The organism is Anaerofustis sp. NSJ-163, assembly GCF_024135845.1.
Taxonomy (GTDB): Bacteria; Bacillota; Clostridia; order Eubacteriales; family Anaerofustaceae; genus Anaerofustis; species Anaerofustis butyriciformans.
On sequence record NZ_JAMYJV010000004.1, the window covers coordinates 110,536 to 132,196 of the forward strand.

At 31.1% G+C, this 21,661-nt stretch carries 17 protein-coding genes; 2 read left to right on the top strand and 15 right to left on the bottom strand.

Annotation, left to right across the window (positions count from 1 at the left end; translation table 11 throughout):
• Positions 1–12 precede the first annotated feature (12 nt).
• From M6G78_RS06820 to M6G78_RS06890, 15 genes are all read right to left on the bottom strand, one after another.
• Complete coding sequence (locus M6G78_RS06820; RefSeq protein WP_253229980.1) at positions 13–813, bottom strand: hypothetical protein; 801 nt, start codon at positions 811–813, stop codon at positions 13–15.
• Positions 814–830: 17 nt separating this feature from the next.
• Entirely contained in the window at positions 831–1,013 is a 183-nt protein-coding gene (locus M6G78_RS06825; protein WP_138269125.1) for a DUF3006 family protein, read from the bottom strand.
• A gap of 2 nt (positions 1,014–1,015) precedes the next feature.
• On the bottom strand, positions 1,016–1,906 hold the full coding sequence (locus M6G78_RS06830; RefSeq protein WP_138269126.1) for a ComEC/Rec2 family competence protein: 891 nt from the start codon (positions 1,904–1,906) through the stop codon (positions 1,016–1,018).
• A gap of 5 nt (positions 1,907–1,911) precedes the next feature.
• The gene (gene purD, locus M6G78_RS06835) at positions 1,912–3,162 is read right to left on the bottom strand and encodes a phosphoribosylamine--glycine ligase (protein ID WP_138269127.1); all 1,251 of its coding nucleotides are present in this window, start codon (positions 3,160–3,162) and stop codon (positions 1,912–1,914) included.
• A 14-nt stretch (positions 3,163–3,176) separates the two neighbouring features.
• A complete protein-coding gene (gene purH / locus M6G78_RS06840; RefSeq protein ID WP_138269128.1) occupies positions 3,177–4,718 on the bottom strand; it encodes a bifunctional phosphoribosylaminoimidazolecarboxamide formyltransferase/IMP cyclohydrolase in 1,542 nt (513 codons plus the stop codon).
• Positions 4,719–4,732: 14 nt separating this feature from the next.
• Positions 4,733–5,353 carry a phosphoribosylglycinamide formyltransferase gene (purN, locus tag M6G78_RS06845; protein WP_138269129.1) on the bottom strand — a complete coding sequence of 207 codons (621 nt, stop codon included), beginning with the start codon at positions 5,351–5,353 and terminating at the stop codon, positions 4,733–4,735.
• Positions 5,344–6,375: a phosphoribosylformylglycinamidine cyclo-ligase gene (purM, locus tag M6G78_RS06850; RefSeq protein WP_138269130.1), complete on the bottom strand. Its 1,032-nt coding sequence runs from the start codon at positions 6,373–6,375 to the stop codon at positions 5,344–5,346. The genes purN and purM overlap by 10 nt, the downstream gene beginning before the upstream one ends.
• A 1-nt stretch (position 6,376) precedes the next feature.
• Positions 6,377–7,750, bottom strand: coding sequence for an amidophosphoribosyltransferase (gene purF, locus M6G78_RS06855; RefSeq protein WP_138269149.1), 1,374 nt, complete (start codon positions 7,748–7,750; stop codon positions 6,377–6,379).
• Between the two features lie 89 nt (positions 7,751–7,839).
• Positions 7,840–8,544, bottom strand: coding sequence for a phosphoribosylaminoimidazolesuccinocarboxamide synthase (gene purC, locus M6G78_RS06860; RefSeq protein ID WP_138269131.1), 705 nt, complete (start codon positions 8,542–8,544; stop codon positions 7,840–7,842).
• A 12-nt stretch (positions 8,545–8,556) separates the two neighbouring features.
• Positions 8,557–9,045, bottom strand: a complete 489-nt coding sequence (gene purE, locus M6G78_RS06865; RefSeq protein ID WP_253229981.1) for a 5-(carboxyamino)imidazole ribonucleotide mutase — start codon at positions 9,043–9,045, stop codon at positions 8,557–8,559.
• 12 nt (positions 9,046–9,057) lie between these two features.
• Positions 9,058–12,780 (bottom strand): phosphoribosylformylglycinamidine synthase, encoded by a 3,723-nt coding sequence (locus tag M6G78_RS06870; protein WP_253229982.1) that lies wholly within the window; start codon positions 12,778–12,780, stop codon positions 9,058–9,060.
• 218 nt (positions 12,781–12,998) lie between these two features.
• Positions 12,999–15,461, bottom strand: coding sequence for a thiamine pyrophosphate-dependent enzyme (locus M6G78_RS06875; protein ID WP_253229983.1), 2,463 nt, complete (start codon positions 15,459–15,461; stop codon positions 12,999–13,001).
• 12 nt (positions 15,462–15,473) lie between these two features.
• Positions 15,474–16,835: a dihydrolipoyl dehydrogenase gene (lpdA, locus tag M6G78_RS06880; protein WP_253229984.1), complete on the bottom strand. Its 1,362-nt coding sequence runs from the start codon at positions 16,833–16,835 to the stop codon at positions 15,474–15,476.
• Positions 16,836–16,848: 13 nt separating this feature from the next.
• On the bottom strand, positions 16,849–18,108 hold the full coding sequence (locus tag M6G78_RS06885; protein WP_253229985.1) for a dihydrolipoamide acetyltransferase family protein: 1,260 nt from the start codon (positions 18,106–18,108) through the stop codon (positions 16,849–16,851).
• Positions 18,109–18,131: 23 nt separating this feature from the next.
• Positions 18,132–19,271 (bottom strand): CDP-glycerol glycerophosphotransferase family protein, encoded by a 1,140-nt coding sequence (locus M6G78_RS06890; RefSeq protein WP_253229986.1) that lies wholly within the window; start codon positions 19,269–19,271, stop codon positions 18,132–18,134.
• 241 nt (positions 19,272–19,512) lie between these two features.
• On the opposite strand from M6G78_RS06890, the gene M6G78_RS06895 reads away from it, so the two are divergent.
• Together M6G78_RS06895 and M6G78_RS06900 are read left to right on the top strand one after the other, a co-directional pair.
• A complete protein-coding gene (locus M6G78_RS06895; RefSeq protein ID WP_253229987.1) occupies positions 19,513–20,862 on the top strand; it encodes a Mur ligase family protein in 1,350 nt (449 codons plus the stop codon).
• A gap of 9 nt (positions 20,863–20,871) precedes the next feature.
• Entirely contained in the window at positions 20,872–21,624 is a 753-nt protein-coding gene (locus M6G78_RS06900; RefSeq protein ID WP_253229988.1) for a hypothetical protein, read from the top strand.
• Positions 21,625–21,661: the final 37 nt, after the last annotated feature.

Genomic DNA, 21,661 nt, shown 5'->3' on the forward strand with positions numbered 1-21,661 from the left:
TATATAGTCCTATCATTCAAAATTTTTATCATATTCCATGCTTTCCAAAGCAGCCAATGCTTCTTTGTACTTATAATCATTCTCTTCTTTTAAAGATTTTATCTTGTTTTCCTTTTGTGTTTCTTTTTCTGTTTTACTTAAAAGAATAGCTTCCATAAGATATGTGTAAAGCCATGAATTATCTTTATCTGAATTTATTAAATATGCTAAATCATTTGCAATTGTATTTATCTTTGAAATTTCGCTTATTCTTTCAATAAGCTGACCACTGACACGTTTGTTTTGTTTTTTTACCTTAATTAAATTTTTTACACAAGTTAAAATATATAACTCATAACTATCATAAAAATCTTTATCTTGTAAAACTCCCGTATCAACTGCAAGATCCAATATACTTCCATCACTGTCTAATTTTTCAAGTATATCAACCTTTGAAAAAGTTTTTCCAAGTTTTCTTTCTGATTTTGTAAGCATGGCTTCTTCTTGTTCAACTGCACCAAACCTCTTACAAATCTCATTCATATCGGAAGTATCCATATTTTGTTCGGAAGCTTTTAAAAGTAGTTCTTCATTTTCTTTAAAAATTTCTTCTTTTATTTTGGCAATACTCTTACCTGATTTTTTATTTGATAAAATTCTTTTTAATCTAATATAATGAAAATCGGCATACAAAGCTTGGTTTGCACAAATATAATAAGGTTTTTGCAAAATTCCTATATCAATATAATGCTTTATCATTCTTCCTGTTATGCTGTATCCGTCAGTTTTTAATCTTTGGATAAGCTCTTTCATTTTCATATAATATTCGCTCATAAATTCTCCTCTTAAAACTATTTAAATAGTTTATCTATATCAATTTTCTTACAATGCTTTATATCAATATTTAAAAGCACTTCGTCGCCTTCTTTCACTTTTTCATGAAAAAGACTTATAGGCAAAACACCTATTTGTAAATTTTCAAATTCTATTACAACTTTATCATTTTCAAATCTATCAATTATTCCCTTTATCATAATCACTTACTCGAATAAACTTCAATACTTCCGTTTTTATCTATAATAAATGCAATATTACCGTTTAAATCGGTTCTATATACTTTAACACCATGCTGTTCAAGCCTATTTAATGTTTCAGTTGAAGGATGAGAATATTTATTATCTTCTCCCACTCCTATCATTGCATATGTAGGTTGTATCTTTTCTAAAAATTCATCACTGGTAGATTTATAACTGCCATGATGAGCAACTTTTAAGATATCAACTTTACCGATCTTATTCATTATTTTTAGTTCTGCTTCTTCAAAAATATCTCCCGTAAATAAAACTTTTCTTCCGTTTGTATTTAATACACAAACGGCATCGGAGTTATCTAAATCATCAAGATCCATATCTTTTGTAGGAGAAATAAATTTTATATTATCAGTATCACTTAATTTTATCTCCACTCCACTTTTTGCTTCAGCAAAATAAAGATTTTTTTCTTCCATTTTAGATACCATATTTTTAAATGAAGTAGTAGTATGAGACATTTTTGGCATATAAACTTTTCCTACTTCAAAATTATCCAAAACATCACACATCCCTCCAATATGATCAGCATGTGGATGAGTAATGATAATATAATCTATCTTTTCAATATCTCTTTCTTTCAAATGGGAAACCAAATCTTGTGCATGATCTGTCTCACCTGTATCTACTAAGATATTTCCATATTCTTCGTTACTTATTAAAAAAGCATCCCCTTGTCCAACATCAATAGCTTCAACCAAAGTACTGCCAGGTTCAATATCTGTTATATAATCATTTCCCATAAAGTTTGATAGATGTTCAAATCCACCCGTAAGAAATGATACAAATATCACTATAAGCAGCACAACTACACTTAAAAGTTTTTTTATTTTTGACACTTCTATTACCTTGCTATATCGTTTCTGAAATAAGCACCGTCAAAAGTAATTTTATTTACTTCGTTATATACTTTTTCTCTTGCTTCGTCTAAAGTTTCTCCAACGGCACAGATATTTAGAACTCTTCCTCCGTTTGTAACAATGTCATCACCGTCTTTTTTTGTTCCTGCATGGAAAACAATAACATCATTACTTACATTTTCAAGTCCTTTTATAACTTTTCCGTTTTCATAACTTTCAGGATATCCTCCTGATACCATAACAACACAAACAGAAGGATTTTCTGACCATACAATGTCTTCTTCTTCCAAAATACCATCTGCAGTATTTAACATGATATTTGCAAGGTCGCTTTCAAGTCTAAGCATAACTGCTTGTGTTTCAGGGTCTCCAAAACGTACATTAAATTCAAGAACTTTTGGTTCTCCGTTATCAACCATTAAACCAATAAACAAAACACCTTTATAATCAAGTTCTTCTTTCTTAAATCCATTAATAATAGGATCTAAAATCTTAGTTCTTATTTTTGTGTTAAGTTTATCATCAAAAATTTTATTTGGTGAATAGTTACCCATTCCACCTGTATTTAAACCTTCATCATTATCGTATGCAGGTTTATAGTCTCTGGCACTTTCCATAGGAATAATTTTATTCCCGTCAACAAAGCATAAAGTAGAAAGTTCCGTACCTGTCAAGAATTCTTCAATAACAACACTGTTTCCTGATTCACCGAAAACCTTATCTATCATAATTTCTTTTAGTGCATTAATTGCCATTTCTTTATTTTCGCAAATAATTACACCTTTTCCAGCAGCAAGACCATCTGCTTTTACAACAACCGGATATCCGAATTTTTCAAGATTTTTAACACCCTCTTCATATGTTGTTACTTCTAAATATTTAGCTGTCGGTATCTTATATTTTTCAAGGAATCTCTTTGTTAAACCTTTGCTTCCTTCAAAAGCAGCACATTGTTTGTTAGGTCCAAACACTTTTAGACCTTCCTTTTCAAATTCATCAACGATACCCATGACTAATGGTAGTTCCGGACCTACAACAGTAAGTCCAATTTCATTTGTTTTTGCAAATTCTTTAAGTCCTTCAATATCATCAACTTTTATATCTACACACTCAGCAATGCTTTCAATACCGGCATTGCCAGGAGCACAGAACACTTCTGTTACAAGAGGACTCTCCTTTAATTTGTAAACTAATGCGTGTTCCCTACCACCGGAACCTACTACTAATACTTTCATTCTTAATTCTCCTTTTACGAATGTTTAAAATGTCTCATACCTGTAAATACCATGGCAATGCCATATTCATTACAAGCTTTTATTGAATCTTCATCTCTTATTGAACCACCGGGTTGAATAATTGCAGTTATTCCCGCTTCATGAGCCGCTTTTACACAATCATCAAATGGGAAGAATGCATCAGACGCCAAAACAGAACCCTTTACACTTTCTCCGCCTTGTTTTATTGCGTTTTCAAGTGCCCAAATTCTGCTTACTTGTCCAGGGCCGTTTGCTACTAATATTTTATCTTTTGCTAAAGAAATAGCATTTGATTTTGTATGTTTTACGGCTTTCCATGCAAATATTAAATCTTGCATTTCTTTATCCGTTGGTTTTCTGTTTGTTACAACTTTAAGTTCATCACTAAGAAGTTTTGTATCTCTTGATTGCATCAAAAGTCCACCCATTACTTTCTTAATATCTTTACCATCTTGATTGAACTTAATATCTGCAAGTTCCAATAATCTGATATTTTTCTTCTTTGTTAAAATTTCAATTGCATCGTCGCTGAAACTTGGAGCAACAACAACTTCAATAAATATATTACTGATTTGTGTTGCAGTTTCTTTATCAATTTCTTCGTTTGCAGCAATAATTCCACCAAAGATAGATTGAGGATCTGCTTCATAACATTTTTTAAATGCATTAGAAATAGAAGCATCACTTGCTATTCCGCAAGGATTAGAATGTTTAACGGCAACTACTGTTGGTTCGTCATTGTATTCTTTTAAGATTTCCAAAGCACCGTTTGTATCATTTATGTTGTTATATGAAAGTTCTTTACCATGAAGTTGTTTTGCTAATGGAAGAGAACCTTTCATAGGTTGTACTTCTTTATAGAATACAGCATCTTGATGAGGGTTTTCACCATATCTTAAATCCTGTGCTTTATCATAACAAAGAGTAAGAGTTTCAGGATATGAATCATCTCCAACTTTTTCTCTTAAATAGTTTGCTATTAATGTATCATAATAACTTGTAGACATAAAGACTTTTTTAGCTAAATTTAATTTTGTATCATAAGAAACTTCTCCATTTTCTTCAAGTTCCTTTAATACAACATCATAATCTTTAGGGTCAATAACAACCGCAACGTCTTGGAAATTCTTTGCAGCAGCTCTAAGCATTGTTGGTCCGCCGATATCTATATTTTCAATAGCATCTTCAAAAGTACATCCTTCTTTTAAAATTGTATTTTTGAAAGGATATAAATTTACGATAATCATATCAATTGGTTGTATTGATAAATCGAAAAGATGCTGCATATGTTCTTCATTATCTCTTTTTGCAAGAAGACCAGCCATGATTCCAGGATGAAGAGTTTTAACTCTTCCGTTTAAACATTCAGGGAAACCTGTAACTTCTTCAACAGAAATAACTTTTACACCTTCATCTTCAAGTGCTTTTTTTGTACCGCCTGTAGATATAATTTCTACACCCATTTCTTCTAATTTTCTGGCAACTTCTACAATACCTGTTTTATCAGAAACGCTTATAAGTGCTCTTTTTATCATTATATTCCTCCGTATTACTCTTTAATATAAACTATTCTGCCTCTAACTTCAAGTTTATCTAAGCAAAATAAACTTACAGCTTTAGGTAAAATCATATGTTCCACTTCAAGAACTCTTTTTTGTAAAATTTCCGGTGTATCATCGTATAATACAGGAACTGTTCCTTGTATTATGATAGGTCCGGTATCAGCTCCTTCATCAGCAAAATGAACTGTTGCGCCTGTTATTTTCGCACCATATTCAAGTACTGCTTGATGAACTTTTATTCCATAATAACCCTTTCCGCAAAAAGAAGGTATTAAAGATGGATGTATATTTATAATTCTATTTTTAAACTCTCTTGCAAATGAAGGGGATAATATTTTCATAAATCCTGCAAGAACAATAAGATCAATATCTCTTTTTACAAGCTCATCTTTTATAGCATCGGAAAAAGCCTGTCTTGAATCATAATCTTTGTTGTTTATAACCATTGTTTCGATATTTGCATTTTTTGCTCTTGTAAGACCGTAAGCATCTTCTTCATCTGAGATTACAACATCAATTATTCCGTCTTTTTTATGAACTTTGTCTATAACAGCTTGAAGGTTACTTCCTCCTCCACTGATTAAAACCGCAATTTTTTTTAAAGACATAATTCAATTTTCTCCTCACCTTTAATAACTTCACCAAGAACAACAGCATCTTCACCAAGAGCTTTTAATTCTTCTAAAGTTTTATCACAGTCTTCATCTCTTACAACTACAACAAAACCTATACCCATGTTAAATGTTGAGAACATTTCTTTTTTATCAATATTTCCCTCTTTGCTTATTAAATCAAATATAGGAAGTACATTTACTTTGTTTGTATCAACTTTTGCACAAAGTCCATCAGGAATTACACGTGGAATATTTTCTACAAATCCACCACCTGTAATGTGGCACATACCTTTAATATCAACTTTTTCAAGTAGTGATAAAATACTTTTAACATATATTTTTGTAGGAGTAAGAAGAGTTTTTCCTATTGTATCACCAAGAGATTCTACATAAGTATCAACATCATAATCCTTTACTTCAAAGAATAATTTTCTAAGAAGAGAATATCCGTTACTGTGAACACCACTTGAAGGTAGTCCAATAATTTTATCTCCTTCTTTTATATCTTTTCCTGAAATAAATTTATCTTTATCTACAACACCTACGCAAAAACCTGCAAGGTCATAATCATCTTCTTTATACATTCCAGGCATTTCAGCTGTTTCTCCACCTACAAGTGCACACATACCTTGTTTACAACCTTCACTTACACCTTTTACGATAGATTCAATTTTCTTTGGATAATTTTTTCCGCAAGCAATATAATCAAGGAAAAATAAAGGTCTTGCACCATGACATAAAATATCATTTACACACATTGCAACAAGGTCGATACCTACTGTATCATGTATATCTTGTTTGTGAGCAAGAATAAGTTTTGTACCAACACCATCTGTTCCGCTTATAAGTACAGGTTTTTTATAACCTTCAGGAAGCTCAACAGCACCACCAAAACTTCCAAGTCCAGTTAAAACATATTTACTGAAAGTTTCTTTTACATGTTTTTTTATTAGTTCAACACTTTCGTATCCGGCTTCTTTATCTACACCACTGTTTTTATAAGTTAATTTTTCCACTTTATTTACTACTCCTTACCTGTTCTTCTCTAAAAGGCACTTCCATTGGATAATCTCCGTTAAAGCAAGCCATACAATATCCTTTATCAAAATCTTTTACAGTTTGTTTTAATTCATCTATTGTTAAGTAATATAATGAGTCAGCTCCGATAAAATCTTTAATTTCTTCCAATGATAATTGAGAAGATATCAATTTTTCCCTATTAGGAGTATCAATACCGAAGAAGCAACTGTAAGATGTTGGAGGAGATGCAACTCTAAAGTGAATTTCTCTTGCTCCTGCTTTTCTTAATTTGTCAACAATTCTTTTTGAAGTTGTTCCTCTAACGATAGAGTCATCTATTAAAACAACACTTTTATCTTTAACGTTTGATTTTAAAATATTTAATTTTATATCAACACCTTCCTCACGCATAGCTTGTGTAGGCTGAATGAATGTTCTTCCAATATATCTGTTTTTAATTAAGCCCACACCGTAAGGAATTCCAGATTCTTCAGCATATCCGATTGCGGCAGAAACCCCACTGTCAGGAACAGCCATAACAACATCTGCATTAATCTTTCCTTTATCAGCTTTAGCAAGTAATTTTCCTGCCATAGCTCTTGATTCATGAACTTCATCTCCGTCAAGAATACTATCAGGTCTTGCAAAGTATACAAGCTCAAAAATACATCTTCTTGGCTTTGCCCAATTTTCTATTTTATAACTTTCAATGTGTTTATCGCTTATAACAATAATTTCACCAGGTTCAACATCTCTTACTAAAGTTGCCCCTATTGCATCAAGAGCACAAGATTCACTGGCAAGAGCATATCCACCATTTTCAAGTTTACCAAGACATAATGGTCTAAGTCCATATGGATCTCTTACACCGATTAACATATCTCCCATTGTAAGAACAAGAGCATATGCACCTTTTACAATTTGTCCTACTCTTTTTAATGCTTCAACTATACCAAATTTATAGTTTCTTGCTATTAAATTTGCGATAACTTCTGTATCAGAACTTGTCATAAAGATTACGCCTTCATCTTGAAGCATATTTTTAATTGCATCAGCATTAACAAGATTTCCATTATGAGCTAAAGCAATTTGCCAATCTTTACAATTTACAGTAAGAGGCTGTGCATTTTTAATATCACTATCCCCAGCTGTTGAATATCTTACATGACCAATTGCAATGTCACCTTTTTGTTTTTTTAATTCTTCTGATGTAAATACATCCCCAACAAGTCCCATACCTCTATGTTGTGTTATTTCAGTATCGTTGTTTACTGCTATACCACAACTTTCTTGTCCACGATGTTGTAGAGCATAAAGTCCTAAATATACATAAGCTGCTGTATTTTCAGGAGTATCTTGCAATACTCCCATTACACCACATTCATCTTTAAATTTATCTAATTGATACCCCAAAGTAAAATCTCCTTATTTTTTTAATTTAATAAATAATAAAGTATTCCTTATTCGCTTATTCTGCCTAAAACTTCTTTGTAAGTTTCTTCTACATCACCAAGGTCTCTTCTGAATCTGTCTTTGTCCATTTTTCTGTTTGTATCTTTATCCCATAATCTACATGTATCAGGAGAAATTTCGTCAGCTAAAACGATTTTTCCGTTACATCTACCAAACTCGATTTTAAAATCAATTAATTTTAAGTTGTGTTTTAAGAAGAAATCTTTTAGTAATTCATTAATTTTAAATGTATATTCTTTAATTGTATCAATTTCTTCTTGTGTTGCAAGTCCCATTGCAAGAACATGATAATCATTAATTAAAGGATCATCAAAATCATCGTTTTTATAACAGAATTCAAATACTGTAGGATTTAGTTCTTTTCCTTCTTCAAGTCCTAAATTTTTACAAATTGAACCTGCTGCAACATTTCTTATAATAACTTCTACAGGTACGATTTCAACAGCTTTTACAAGTTGATGAGTATCGTCAAGAACTTTGATTAAGTGTGTAGGAACACCGGCTTCTTCAAGCATACCAAAGATTATACCTGTAAATTTATTATTTACAATACCTTTGTTTGCAATTGTATCTTTTTTCTTACCGTTAAATGCTGTTGCATCATCTTTATATTCAATAATATATTCATCTGCTTTTTCTGTTTTAAATACTTTTTTTGCTTTTCCTTCATATAACATTTCTAATTTTTCCATTTTTAACACCCCTTAAATTCTTTCTTGTAATTTTTTATCTTTTTCAACTACTTCTTCTTCCATTTTTACTTTGTAGTCTTCAAGTTTTTTATCCAAGTCTTTATCTTTAAGCGCCATCATTTGAATAGCTAATAAAGCTGCATTTTCAGCTCCGTCAACAGCAACTGTTGCAACAGGAATTCCTTTTGGCATTTGAACTATACTTAGTAGTGAATCCATACCACCCATTAATGAAGTTTTAATTGGAATTCCAATTACAGGCAGAGTTGTCATTGCTGCCAAAACTCCTCCTAAATGAGCAGCTTTTCCCGCTGCCGCTATTATTACTTCAAATCCGTTTGCTTTTGCATTTCTTGCAAACTCTTCAGCTTGTCTTGGTGTTCTGTGAGCTGAAATAACTCTTGCTTCATATTCAACACCAAATTCTTTTAACACTTTTAAACCTTTTTCTACAACTCCAAGATCAGAGTCGCTTCCCATAAAAACTGCTACTTTTCCCATTAGTTTCTCCTTTTATTTGAAATATTCTACACCACTTAAGAAAATATTTTGTTCCATTTCTCCATAAATATTTTTATATAAGTTGCTTCCTTTTCTTTCACTGTGTCCCATCTTACCTAAAATTCTTCCATCAGGTGATGTGATACCTTCTATTGCACATACACTTCCGTTTTGGTTAACTCTTGGTGAAACAGATAAATTACCGCTTTCATCTGTGTATTGTGTTGCAACTTGTCCGTTATCTATAAGTTTTTGTAAAACTTCTTCATTACATACAAATCTTCCTTCTCCATGAGATATAGGATTTACAAATGTATCGCCTACATTAACATTTTTAAACCATGGAGATAGGTTTGATGCAACTTTTATATATGAAATATTTGCTATGTGTCTGTTTATTAAGTTAAATGTAAGAGTTGGGCTTGTTTCATCAAGATCTCTTATTTCTCCGTAAGGAACAAGACCTGTTTTGATTAAAGCTTGGAAGCCGTTACAAATACCAAGCATTAAGCCGTCTCTGTTTTTAAGTAAATCCATAACCGCATCTTTTATTCTTTCATTTTTAAATACGCTTACGATAAACTTAGCAGAACCATCAGGTTCATCACCGGCTGAGAAACCGCCGGGTAGGGCAATAATTTGAGAATTTCTTATTCTCTTTTCAAGTTCGATTACAGAATCTTCTATATCGTTTTGAGTTTTGTTTTTAAATACAAATATATCACTGTTTCCGCCTGCTTCATTAAAAGCTTTTGCAGTATCATATTCGCAGTTTGTTCCAGGGAATACGGGAACGATAACTTTTGGAGAAGCAATGCTTGTTTTTCTTGTTATTATACTTCCTTTTGTATAACTGATTTCTTTTACGTCTGTTTCAATTCCGCTGTCAATTGGGAATACGCTAAGCAATGGATTTTCCCATTCTTTTATAAGCATTTCAAGGTCAAGAACTTCACCTTTAACTCTTATTTCTTTTTCGCTTATTGTTTTACCAAGCAAAACAGCATTTTCGTTTTCTATTGTTTCGCTTGTTTCAATGATGATATCACCATAATTTTTAGCATAAATATCATAGTCTGAATCTAAAAATTCAAAACCGATTTTATTACCGAAACACATTTTTGAAACAGCTTCACAAGCACCGCCGACAGTTATTGATTTTGAAGCTTTTACTTTTCCTTGTTCAATTAATTCATGAACCAAATCAAAGGCTTTTCTTACGCTTTCAAACTCAGGAGTGTTATTTTCTGTTTTATTTATTTTAATTACATATACATTATTTCCTGCCTTCTTAAATTCACTGCTTACAACTTTATCGGCATTTACAATACCAACAGCAAATGAAACAAGTGTTGGAGGAACATCTATATCTTCAAAAGAACCAGACATACTGTCTTTTCCTCCGATTGCAGGAGTATTAAGTTCAAGTTGTACTTTTAAAGCACCAAGAAGTGCAATAAATGGTTTTGCCCATCTTGTAGGGTCTTTTCTAAGTCTTTCAAAATATTCTTGGAATGAAAGTCTTAATTTTTTATAATCAGCACCTATTGCAACTGCTTTTGAAACAGAAGAAACAACTGCATAAATTGAACCAAGATATGGATTTTCACTTAATAATTCAGGGTCAAATCCATTTGTCATTACAGTTGCTGTTTTTGTATCTCCTTTTTCAAGAGGTACTTTCGCTACCATTCCGTCAACTTCACTTAACATATATTTTCCGCCGTAAGGCATCAAAACATTGTTTGCCCCGATAGTATTGTCAAAATATTCAACAAGTCCTTTTTGAGAACAAACATTGTGATTTTTAAGTATATTTATAAAGTTTTCTTTATTTGTTTTATTTTTATCAGCTAAGGAAGATATAACATTTGAAGTTTTTCCAACTTTAATGCTTGCATTTTTGCTTGCTCCGTTAGTATCAACAAAACTTCTTTTGATTTTTAATACTTCTTCGCCGTCTTTTGTCATTACGATATTACCGTCATCAGTTACTGTTGCAACTTGAACGGCTTCAAGATTTTCTTTTCTTGCAGCTTCTATGAATTTTTCTTTATCTTCTTTTGCTATTACAACGGCCATTCTCTCTTGAGATTCACTTATTGCAATTTCAGTAGCATCAAGACCTTCATATTTTTTAAGTACACTATCAAGATTAATATTTAAGCTATCAGCAAGTTCACCTACTGCAACACTCACTCCGCCTGCACCGAAGTCGTTACATTTTTTAATCATTTTTGCAACTTCATCAGTTCTAAATAATCTTTGAAGTTTTCTTTCTTCTATAGGATTACCTTTTTGTACTTCACTTCCTGCAGTTAATACTGATTTTTCAGTATGTTCTTTTGAAGAACCACTGGCACCTCCGATACCGTCTCTACCTGTTCTTCCGCCAACAAGAACGATTATATCTCCAGGATCAGATGTAAGTCTTTTTACGTTTTCTTCTTTTGCAGCAGCTATAACTGCACCAATTTCCATCCTTTTGGCTACATAATTTGGATGATAATATTCTTTAACTTGTCCTGTTTGAAGTCCGATTTGGTTTCCGTATGAAGAGAAACCATGACAAGCACCTGTTGTAATCTTTCTTTGTGAAAGTTTACCTTTTAAAGTTTTATCATATGCTACAGTAGGGTCTGCACTACCGGTAACTCTCATTGATTGATATACATAACTTCTACCTGAAAGGGGATCTCTTATTGCTCCACCAAGACAAGTAGCTGCACCACCGAATGGTTCTATTTCTGTTGGGTGGTTGTGTGTTTCATTTTTAAACATGATAAGATATTTTTCATCTTTTCCGTCAACATCTACATCAGCTCTTATACTGCAAGCATTTATCTCATCACTTTCTTCAAGATCCTTTAATAAACCTCTTGCTTTTATTTCTTTTGTTCCTATTACTGCCATATCCATAAGAGTAACAGGTTTATTTTTACCTACATATATTTTTTCTCTAAGAGCCATATATTCATCATATGTCTCTTTGATTTCATCATTTATTCCGCCAGCTTCAATATCAATGTCTGTTAAATGAGTAGAAAAAGTTGTATGACGACAATGGTCAGACCAATATGTATCAAGAACTCTTATTTCTGTAAGAGTAGGATTCCTTTTTTCGTCATTTTTAAAATATTCTCTTATAAGTTTTAGGTCGTTTATATCCATTGCAAGACCCATTTCACTTAAAAGATTTTCAAGATACTCATCATCAGAATCAATAAAACCTTCAATTATAGGAGTTTTTTTAACTTCTACTTTTTCATCTTCCATATCGATTTTACTGTCAACTTCGACTTCTCTTGAATCGACAGGATTTATCAAATAATTTTTAATTTTTAATAATTCATCATTACTGATATCGCCATAAAGAACATAAACTCTTGCATTTTTAACCTTTAATTGTTCATTGTTCATAATTAAATTAGCACATTGCTCTGCAGAATCTGCTCTTTGGTCATATTGTCCCGGAAGGTATTCTATACCAAATAATGTTGCACCGCTAAATTCAGGCAATTTATCAACATAAATATCATCAACGTTAACCTCGCTTAAAACATTGTTAACTAAATTTTCAAAATGTTCTTCGCCATCAACTAAAATATCATATCTGTTAAATATGTTTACTTTAGTTAAAGAAGAAATATTTAAGTTGATTTTTAAATCACTTAATAAATTTGCACCTGAGGTATCAAAACCATCCTTTTTACCTATAAATACTCTTTTTATCATCTCTTACTCCAAATCATGTAATAATATTATTAAAAAAGTTAAACTTTTATGTATTAATTAATAATAACATATTTTTATATATTTTAATTAGTATTTTTATATATTTTTATATAAAAAGTAAAAAAAATTTGTTATATATTCCTAATATATAATACCTATAATATTAAAAAATGCAAATAATAAAAACACAAAAAACTCTCCTTTAAGGAGAGCTTTTATTATACACCCTGCTTATTTAATCTAATAAGCTCTGTAGGTGTAAAGTTATGTTTTGGGGTGTATCCCTCGATTGGCATTATATTTTCATGAAAGGCATCAATAATCCAATCGCTTTGAGGGAAGAAAGTATGATCAAGTTCATGCGCAGGAGTAATCCAGTTTTTAGCTCCCACAACAACAGCAGGTCCGTCAAGATAATCAAAAGCAAGTCTTGTAATATTACTTGCCATATCTTGAAGATATGAACCTCTTTCACATGCATCTGATGCAAGAATAATTTTGCCTGTTTTCTTAACAGATTCTATTACTTTTTCATAGTTAAACGGAACAAGACTTCTTGCATCTATTACTTCTGCACTTATTCCATATTCTTCAAGTTTATCAGCAGCTTCTAATGCTGTATATAATGTAGGACCGATTGTAAGTATTGTAACATCGTTTCCTTTTCTCTTTATGCTTGGTTCACCAAATTCTATTTCATAATAGCCTTCTGGAACACTTTCTTCAAATTCTTCACCTTTGTCATACATTTTTTGACTTTCAACAAATATAACAGGATCTGTTCCTCTAAGTGCTGAATTCATAAGACCTTTTGCATCATAAGGAGTATTTGGATAAACAACTTTTAGTCCCGGAATATGTGTGCAAAGTCCGCTCCAATCCTGAGAATGTTGTGCCCCATATTTATTTCCAACAGGAAGTCTAAGTATTACAGGAATCTTAAGTACTCCGGCACTCATTGCATGCCATTTTGCCATTTGATTAAATACTTCATCTCCACATCTACCGATAAAATCAGCATACATAAGTTCTGCAATAACTCTTCCCCCTGCCATAGCATAACCTACGGCTGTTCCGACTATGGCAGCTTCAGAAATAGGAGAATTGAATAATCTGTGATATGGAAGAGCTTCTGTTAATCCTCTATATACTGCAAAAGCACCTCCCCAATCACGACATTCTTCGCCGTAGGCTATAAGTGTAGAGTCATTTTTATAACCTTCAACTATCGCTTCAAACAAACCATCCCTTATTTGGAAAACTTTGTTTTTAGATACTTTTTTACCATCTTCATCATAAGCACTTCTTACTTTTCTTTCTATTGCTTTTATTCTTGGATTATCTTCAAGATTAATTTCAGGAACTCTGCTTTCATCTCTGTTTGCTATTTTTTCATTAGAAAACATAATATTTTCCATAAGTTCAGGATGATTATCAAGATCCATTCTTGGTGATATTTCAGGATCGATTGAAAGTTTAACAGCTTTTTTAATATCTTCTCTTACTGCAAGTTCTATTTCCTTTAAATCTTCCTTAGTGCATACACCAGCTTCTACCATTTGATTTCCAAAATCAATGATTGAATCTTGTTCTTCCCATGCAGCAATTTCTTCTTTTGTTCTATATGTAGAAGAGTCTGATGGAGAGTGACCTGAGAATCTATAAGTAACAACTTCAAGAAGTACCGGACCTTCTCCGCTTTCAACTATTTTTCTCTTTCTTCTGTATGCATCTATAACAGCAAGAGGATTATAACCATCAACCCTTTCAGCATGCATTTGGTTAGGAGTAACCCCAGCCCCTAATCTTGCAACCATGCCATAAGCCATTGTTTCACCTTTAGTTTGACCACCCATACCATAGCTATTATTAAATACATTATAAATAATAGGAAGTCCGCCGTTAAATCCATCTTCCCAAAGCTCTCTAAATTGATCCATACTTGCGAAGTTCATTGATTCATATACAGGACCGCATCCGATTGCACCGTCTCCACAGTTTGCAATTACTATACCTTTTTTCTGATTTGCTCTTTTATATAATGCAGCACCTGTAGCTATAGGAGCAGAGCCCCCTACAATGGCATTATTAGGATAAAGACCAAAAGGTAAGAAATAAGCATGCATTGAACCACCAAGACCTTTTGAAAAACCAGTTTCTTTTGCAAATATTTCAGCTAAAAATCCATATAAATAAAATTCTCTTGCTATATCTTTTACATCAGTTGAAGTTGTATTTTCTTTTATTATTTTATAGATTTTTCCACCATCAAATTCTTCCATTATTTTAGTTAATTCTTCATCGCTTAATTTTTCTATGGCAGATAAACCTTTCGCCAAAACTTCACCATGAGAACGATGAGAACCGAAAGAATAATCGTCAATGGTTAAATCAAATGCTTGACCTACATACGCTGCTTCCTGACCAATTGCAAGATGAGCAGGACCTGGATTATTATATTCCATTCCTTCATATTCGCTTCTTGTTTTTATTAAGTTAAGCATTGTTTCAAATTCTCTAATATACCACATATCTCTGTATATTCTTTTAAATTCATCAGTAGAGAATTCATCAAGTACATCTTTAACCTTTTTTTGATAATCATTAACTTTTATATCTTCGAATTTTATCGTGCCTTTTTTTCTAACTTCCTTTGGGTCAACATATAAACTCTTAGTCATTTTACTTTCTCCTTATATACTAAATATTGCCTCTCTTATTATTTCACCAACACTTGGATGAGGGAATACTACCTTTTTTATTTCCTCTATATTCATATTACTTTCAACCATTGTTGCAGCTGCCAAGATAATTTCACTTGAGTAATTTCCCATCATGTGAACACCTATTAAGGTATTCCATTTTTTATCTACAATTATTTTTATTATTCCGCTTCCGCCTTCATTTTCAGCTACATATCTTCCGGAATACTGCATAGGAAGTTGTTTTACTATAATATCCAAACCATATTCTTTTGCACTTTGTTCACTTTCTCCCACACTTGCAATTTCAGGATTGGTATAAATTACACTTGGCACAGCATTATATTTCATTCTGTCTTTCTTACCTAAAATATTATTAACTGCAACTTCCGCTTCTCTGTATGCTGTATGAGCTAACATAACGCCACCTACACAGTCTCCAACTGCATATACGTTTGCTATATTTGTCTGTTGTTTTTCATCTACTTTTATACAGCCTCTTTCGGTATATACATTCAAATTTTCAAGACCTATTCCGTTAATATTTGCTCTTCTTCCTATTGATAACAATACTTTGTCTGCTTCAACTTTATTTTCTTCACCATTCTTTTCAAAGTAAACAAATTTATCATCAACTTTAGTTACTTTTGATTCTAAATAGAATTTAACACCTTTTTTCTCATATTCTTTCTTTAAACTTTCAGATATTGTTATATCTGTAGGACCGGCAATTTTACCCATCATTTCAACTACTGTAACTTCACAACCTATAGAGTTAAAATAACTTGCCATTTCAAGCCCGATAACTCCGCCTCCTATAACAACTAATTTCTTTGGAGCTTCTTTCAGTGAAAGAATTTCTTTATTTGTTAAAATAAATCCGCTTTCAAGCCCTTCTTTTACTCCAGGAATAGGAGGTTTTAAACTATCAGATCCTGCCGCAATAATCAGATATGTACTTTCTTTTATCTCACCGTTTACTTCTACTTGAATTTTACCGTCTTTTTTTTCTTTAATTTGAGCATCACCCATAATAACTTCTACTTTTTTTGATTTTAATGCCATAGAAACACCACCAACAAGAGTTTTAACAACCTTATTTTTTCTATCTATTACAGCACTATGATCAATTGTTATATCCTTTGCACTTATGCCGTATTTATCACCGTGTAATGCTCCATCATAAAGTTTTGCAGAATATAATAATGTTTTTGTAGGTATACAGCCTTCGTTTAAACATACTCCACCAATATGCTCTTTTTCAATAAGTAAAGTCTTTTTACCTTCGGCTGATATTCTTTCAGCAGCAAGATATCCGCCTGGGCCTGCACCTATAACGATTACATCATACATAAAAATTTACCTCCTATTTAGCAAGCAAAGCAGAGAAATTTTCAAGCGCTTCGCATAAATCCTTTAATAATCTTGCTGCATCAGCACCATCTACTGCTCTATGATCACATGTAAGTGATAAGTTCATTGCTTTATATGGAACGATATTTCCATCTACAACTTTTATTTTATCAACAAGACCACAAACACCTAAGATACCTGTTTGAGGTGGATTTACTATTGGAGTAAAACTTTCTATTCCCATAGAACCCAAATTACTTACGGTAAATGTAGCACCGCTTAATAAATCAGGGCTTATCTTACCTTCACTTGCCATAGAACCAAGTTCTTTTGATCTTTTTGATATTTCATTTAAAGACATCTTGTTTGCATTAAATATTGTAGGAACTAAAAGTCCTCTCTTTGTATCAACAGCCATACCTAAATGAACATTGTTAAATACTCTCAATTTTTCATCATCATAATGAGCATTAAAGCTCTTGTGATTTAAAATAATTCTTGATACTGCGTACATTATTATGTCGTTTACGGTAATCTTTTCAAGTCCCAAACTTTCCATTGATGATTTTATAGTCTTTCTATAATTCATCATATTTGTAGTATCAAAGCTACGATTAAATGTAAGTTGAGCCATATTGCTTAAAGATGCATGCATTGATTTTGCAATAACTTTTCTTACATTTGAATGAGGAATATCTTCATATTCATTTATTGTATCGTTTACATTTTCATTAATAAAAATAGAACTTTCTTCTTGTTGAATTTCATTATTGATTTTATATCCATTTTTAGCCAAAGTTAAAATATCTCTTTCTATTACCCTTCCGTTTGGACCTGTGGCAACAGCTTTGTCTAAATCTAAATGTTTTTCTTCTGCAAGCATTCTTGCTCTTGGAGAAACTTTGTTTTCACCAGAAACTGAAGCTATAGTAACTTCTGTTTTTTTCACTTCAACTTTCTTTTCTTCTGAATCACTTTTAACTTCTTCTTTTACTTCATTTTCTTCTTTAGATAAAAATTCACTTATGTCTTCACCTTCATTGCCAATCACACAAACGATGTCAAGACAAGGTACATCGTCACCTTCTTCTGCCAAAATTTTTAAAATTGTTCCGTCTACACTAGCTTCTTCTTCAAAAGCAGATTTATCTGTTTCATATTCAAATAAAACATCACCCTCCTTTACGCTGTCTCCTTCTTTTACGTTCCAATTAGTAATAATACAACTTTCTACCGATTGCCCTTGTCTAGGCATTATTACGCCCGTTGCCATAATTACCTCCTTAAAATATTATGTTAAATTTTTATAAAGTTATCTAAAATATAATCAGCAATCCTTTCGGAGCTTTTTCCGTCTTTATATTTAAAATGTGTATCAATAAATTTATCATATTCGCTAAAATCAAAATTACCTTCTTTGATAATATCTATTACCTGATCAGTTTTATATGCTCTTTTTCCTATTACTTCTTTTTTAAAATCTTGATAAAATCCAGGATTATCATTATATTCATCAAGATCATATACATATAGTATAAGAGGCTTTCTCAAAACAGAATATTCAATTATCGCAGAAGAATAATCAGTAATAAAAATATCACAAACCGGCATTATTTTATTTAAAATATCCTCTTTATCAAGATTAATCAAAAATTTACTATCTTCAGTTTCTTCTGATTTTGCACTTAAATGTGGTTTATACAAAAGAACATATCCCAAATCTTTAAACTCTTCTTCCATTTTTTTCATATTTAAATGTAGTTCAGTTTCTGCATCACTTCCTCTACCTCTAAATGTAGGAGCATAAAGAATAATTTTTTTATCTTTAAGCTTAGGATATTTTTCATAAAATTCTCTTTTTACTCTTGATAATATTTCTTCATCAAAAAACAAGTCTGTTCTTGCACTTCCAAGAACCAAAATTTTATCTTCATCCATCCCAAAAGCAGTTGCATAATGCTCTTTTGAAAAATCACTTCCCATAATACAGTAATCGTAATTTTTATGTCTAAATTTATCTTCAACACTTTCCCCTTCGTTTACTGCATCATTACCGAATTTCTTAAGTGCTCCTGCTGCATGCCAAACTTGTATTACAGTTGTTTTCTTTTTATGCTTTATTATATGAACAGGAAAATATGCATTATCCACTATTAATACCCTTGATGTAGCCAAATGATAAACATCTCGTACAAGTCTTAATAAATAAAATATTTTTCCTACAAACGAATAGCTGTATTGTTCAAATAGAAAAACGTATTTTAAATCTTTTCTTTTTTTGTATAAAGCTCTATATATATATTTAATATTGCCATCCAAAACAGTATTTCTTGGTGAAGCAAATGTAATTTTTCGTTTATTTACCGGTATTAGGTAAAATATATAATAAAAGAAATGTAAAAATATATTTGATAAAATGTACTCTGTATAATTCATAAAAAATCCTTTCATACTATTTATATTCACATTATACTTTACAAAGTTTCTTTTGTCAAAGATTTTAAGGATAAAAAGTAAAAATAACTTTTGTTTATTTTTCTTACGAAACTAAATGTAAGATATGTTATTTTTAGTTTAAAAAAATTTAATTTTCAGACAAATTAATAATCACTATACTTTTCTTTACAGTTATGATACAATAATTTACCGTAAAATATAAGAAAAAGAGGTACGATGTATGTTTTATATTGATATGATAATATCTAAATTGATTATCCTGCTTATTAATATTATTGATAAAACCAGAGGAACAGACCTTCCCGGCAAAATAGCTTTAAAGCTTAATAAAAACTTTCCTTTGGGATTTAAGAATATTGACTACAACAAAGTAATATTTGTAACCGGAACAAACGGAAAATCCACAACTACAAATTTAATACACCATGTCTTAAAATCAAACAATTATAGTGTTGCATCAAATCTTGAAGGTGCAAATTTAATTGCCGGAATAACAACAACATTAATCAAAAACTCTACTTTAACCGGAAAATTAAAGCCTGAATATTTTGTTTTTGAAATAGATGAAAGATCATTAAAAAACATTCACAGAGTTATCCCAGCAAAACATCTTGTTATAACAAATCTTCAAAAAGACCAAGTACACAGAAATGCTGACCCTGACTTTATTTACAGAAAAATAAAAGATGTTGTAACAAAAGATATGCATTTATATTTAAACAATGAAGAACCAAGAAGTAAATCATTTGAAGACTTTGCAGATGATATAACATATTACAGCGTAGAAAGAAACGAAAGATCTGTCGTTGATGATGACAGACTTGCAGTTACAATGCCTTGTCCAAAATGCAACCACAAAATCAACTTTAATTATTACAATGTTGACAATGTAGGTAATTTTAATTGTACAAACTGTGGTTTTAAAAGCGAAGACAAACCTGTTTATCAAATGAAAGATGTTGATTTTGAAAAGGCAACTTTTACTTATGACGGAACAACATTCAAAATGCCATATAACGTTCCTTTCATGATGTATAACTATGCTCTTGTTATAGCACTTGCCGACAAACTTGGACTTACAAAAGAACAAATGCAACATTCATTTAATACTTTTGTTAATATTGGCGGAAGAATAGAAACAATTAAGTATAAAGATAAAGAACTTAAATATATAAGAATCAAACAAGAAAACCCTGAAACATTACAATCTGCCATAGATGTAGTGGCTAATGATAAAACAGAAAAAACATTTATACTTGGACTTTGTATAATAAAAGACGAGCCACCTCACTATACAAACACATTCTATGCATATGACTGTAATTTTACACCTCTTGTAAATTCAAATATAAAAAAATATATCGCATTCTCTGAATATGTATGTTATGACACTGCAAACAGATTTATCTATGAAGGTGTTGAAAAAGATAAAATAGATATATTAAATACAGATGATGTAGAAAAAATACTTGAAAAAGTAGATGAAGCTGAATGTAAAAATGTTTATTTAATAACATGGCTTGAAACATTTATAGATATTAAAAATTATGTTAAGAAAAACAATTTATAGGAGAAAAAAATGGGAAAAGAAATTAATTTAGCTTACCTTTATGCCGATATATTAAACCTTCACGGAGACAGAGGAAATGTTCTTGCTTTTGAGAAAATAGCAAAAGAAATGGGTATAGAATTAAAAACTACAAGAATTGACAGCCCAAACGAAAAAATTGACTTTGACAAATTCGATATTATACTTTTATCTCCGGGAGAATTAAAAGTAATGGACACAATAGTAGAAACTTTTAATAATCAAAGAGACGAATTTGAGAAATACGTAAACGAAAATAAATATATGTTTGTAATTGGCACAACAGGTGCAATACTTGCAAAAAACATTAAATTTGAAGACGGAAGAGAAAAAGAAGGCTTAAATGTATTTGATATGAAAGCAACAGAAAGGAAATGGATATATGGTGATGATTTAACATTTAATGCTAATATAGACGGTAAAGATATGGAAATAATATCATGCCAAATTAATTCAATTGACATGACTTTTAACAGTGATGAAATTACTCCTTTTGGAAGTGTAAACTACGGACTTGGAAATGACAAAAACCATAAAGAAGGAGCAAGAAAAAATAATTTAATTTATACAAATGCATTAGGACCTGTTTTTATTAAAAATCCATGGTTAACAAAAGAAATATTACTAGATATAGCAAATAAAAAAGATATTGAAATTAAAAATATCGATTTAGATTTTTCTATTGAAGAAGCTTCAAAAGAAACAATAAAAGACTTTATAAGTAAAAAAGAACCTGTACAATAAAAAAGAACCATTAAGGTTCTTTTTTTATATGTAAAAA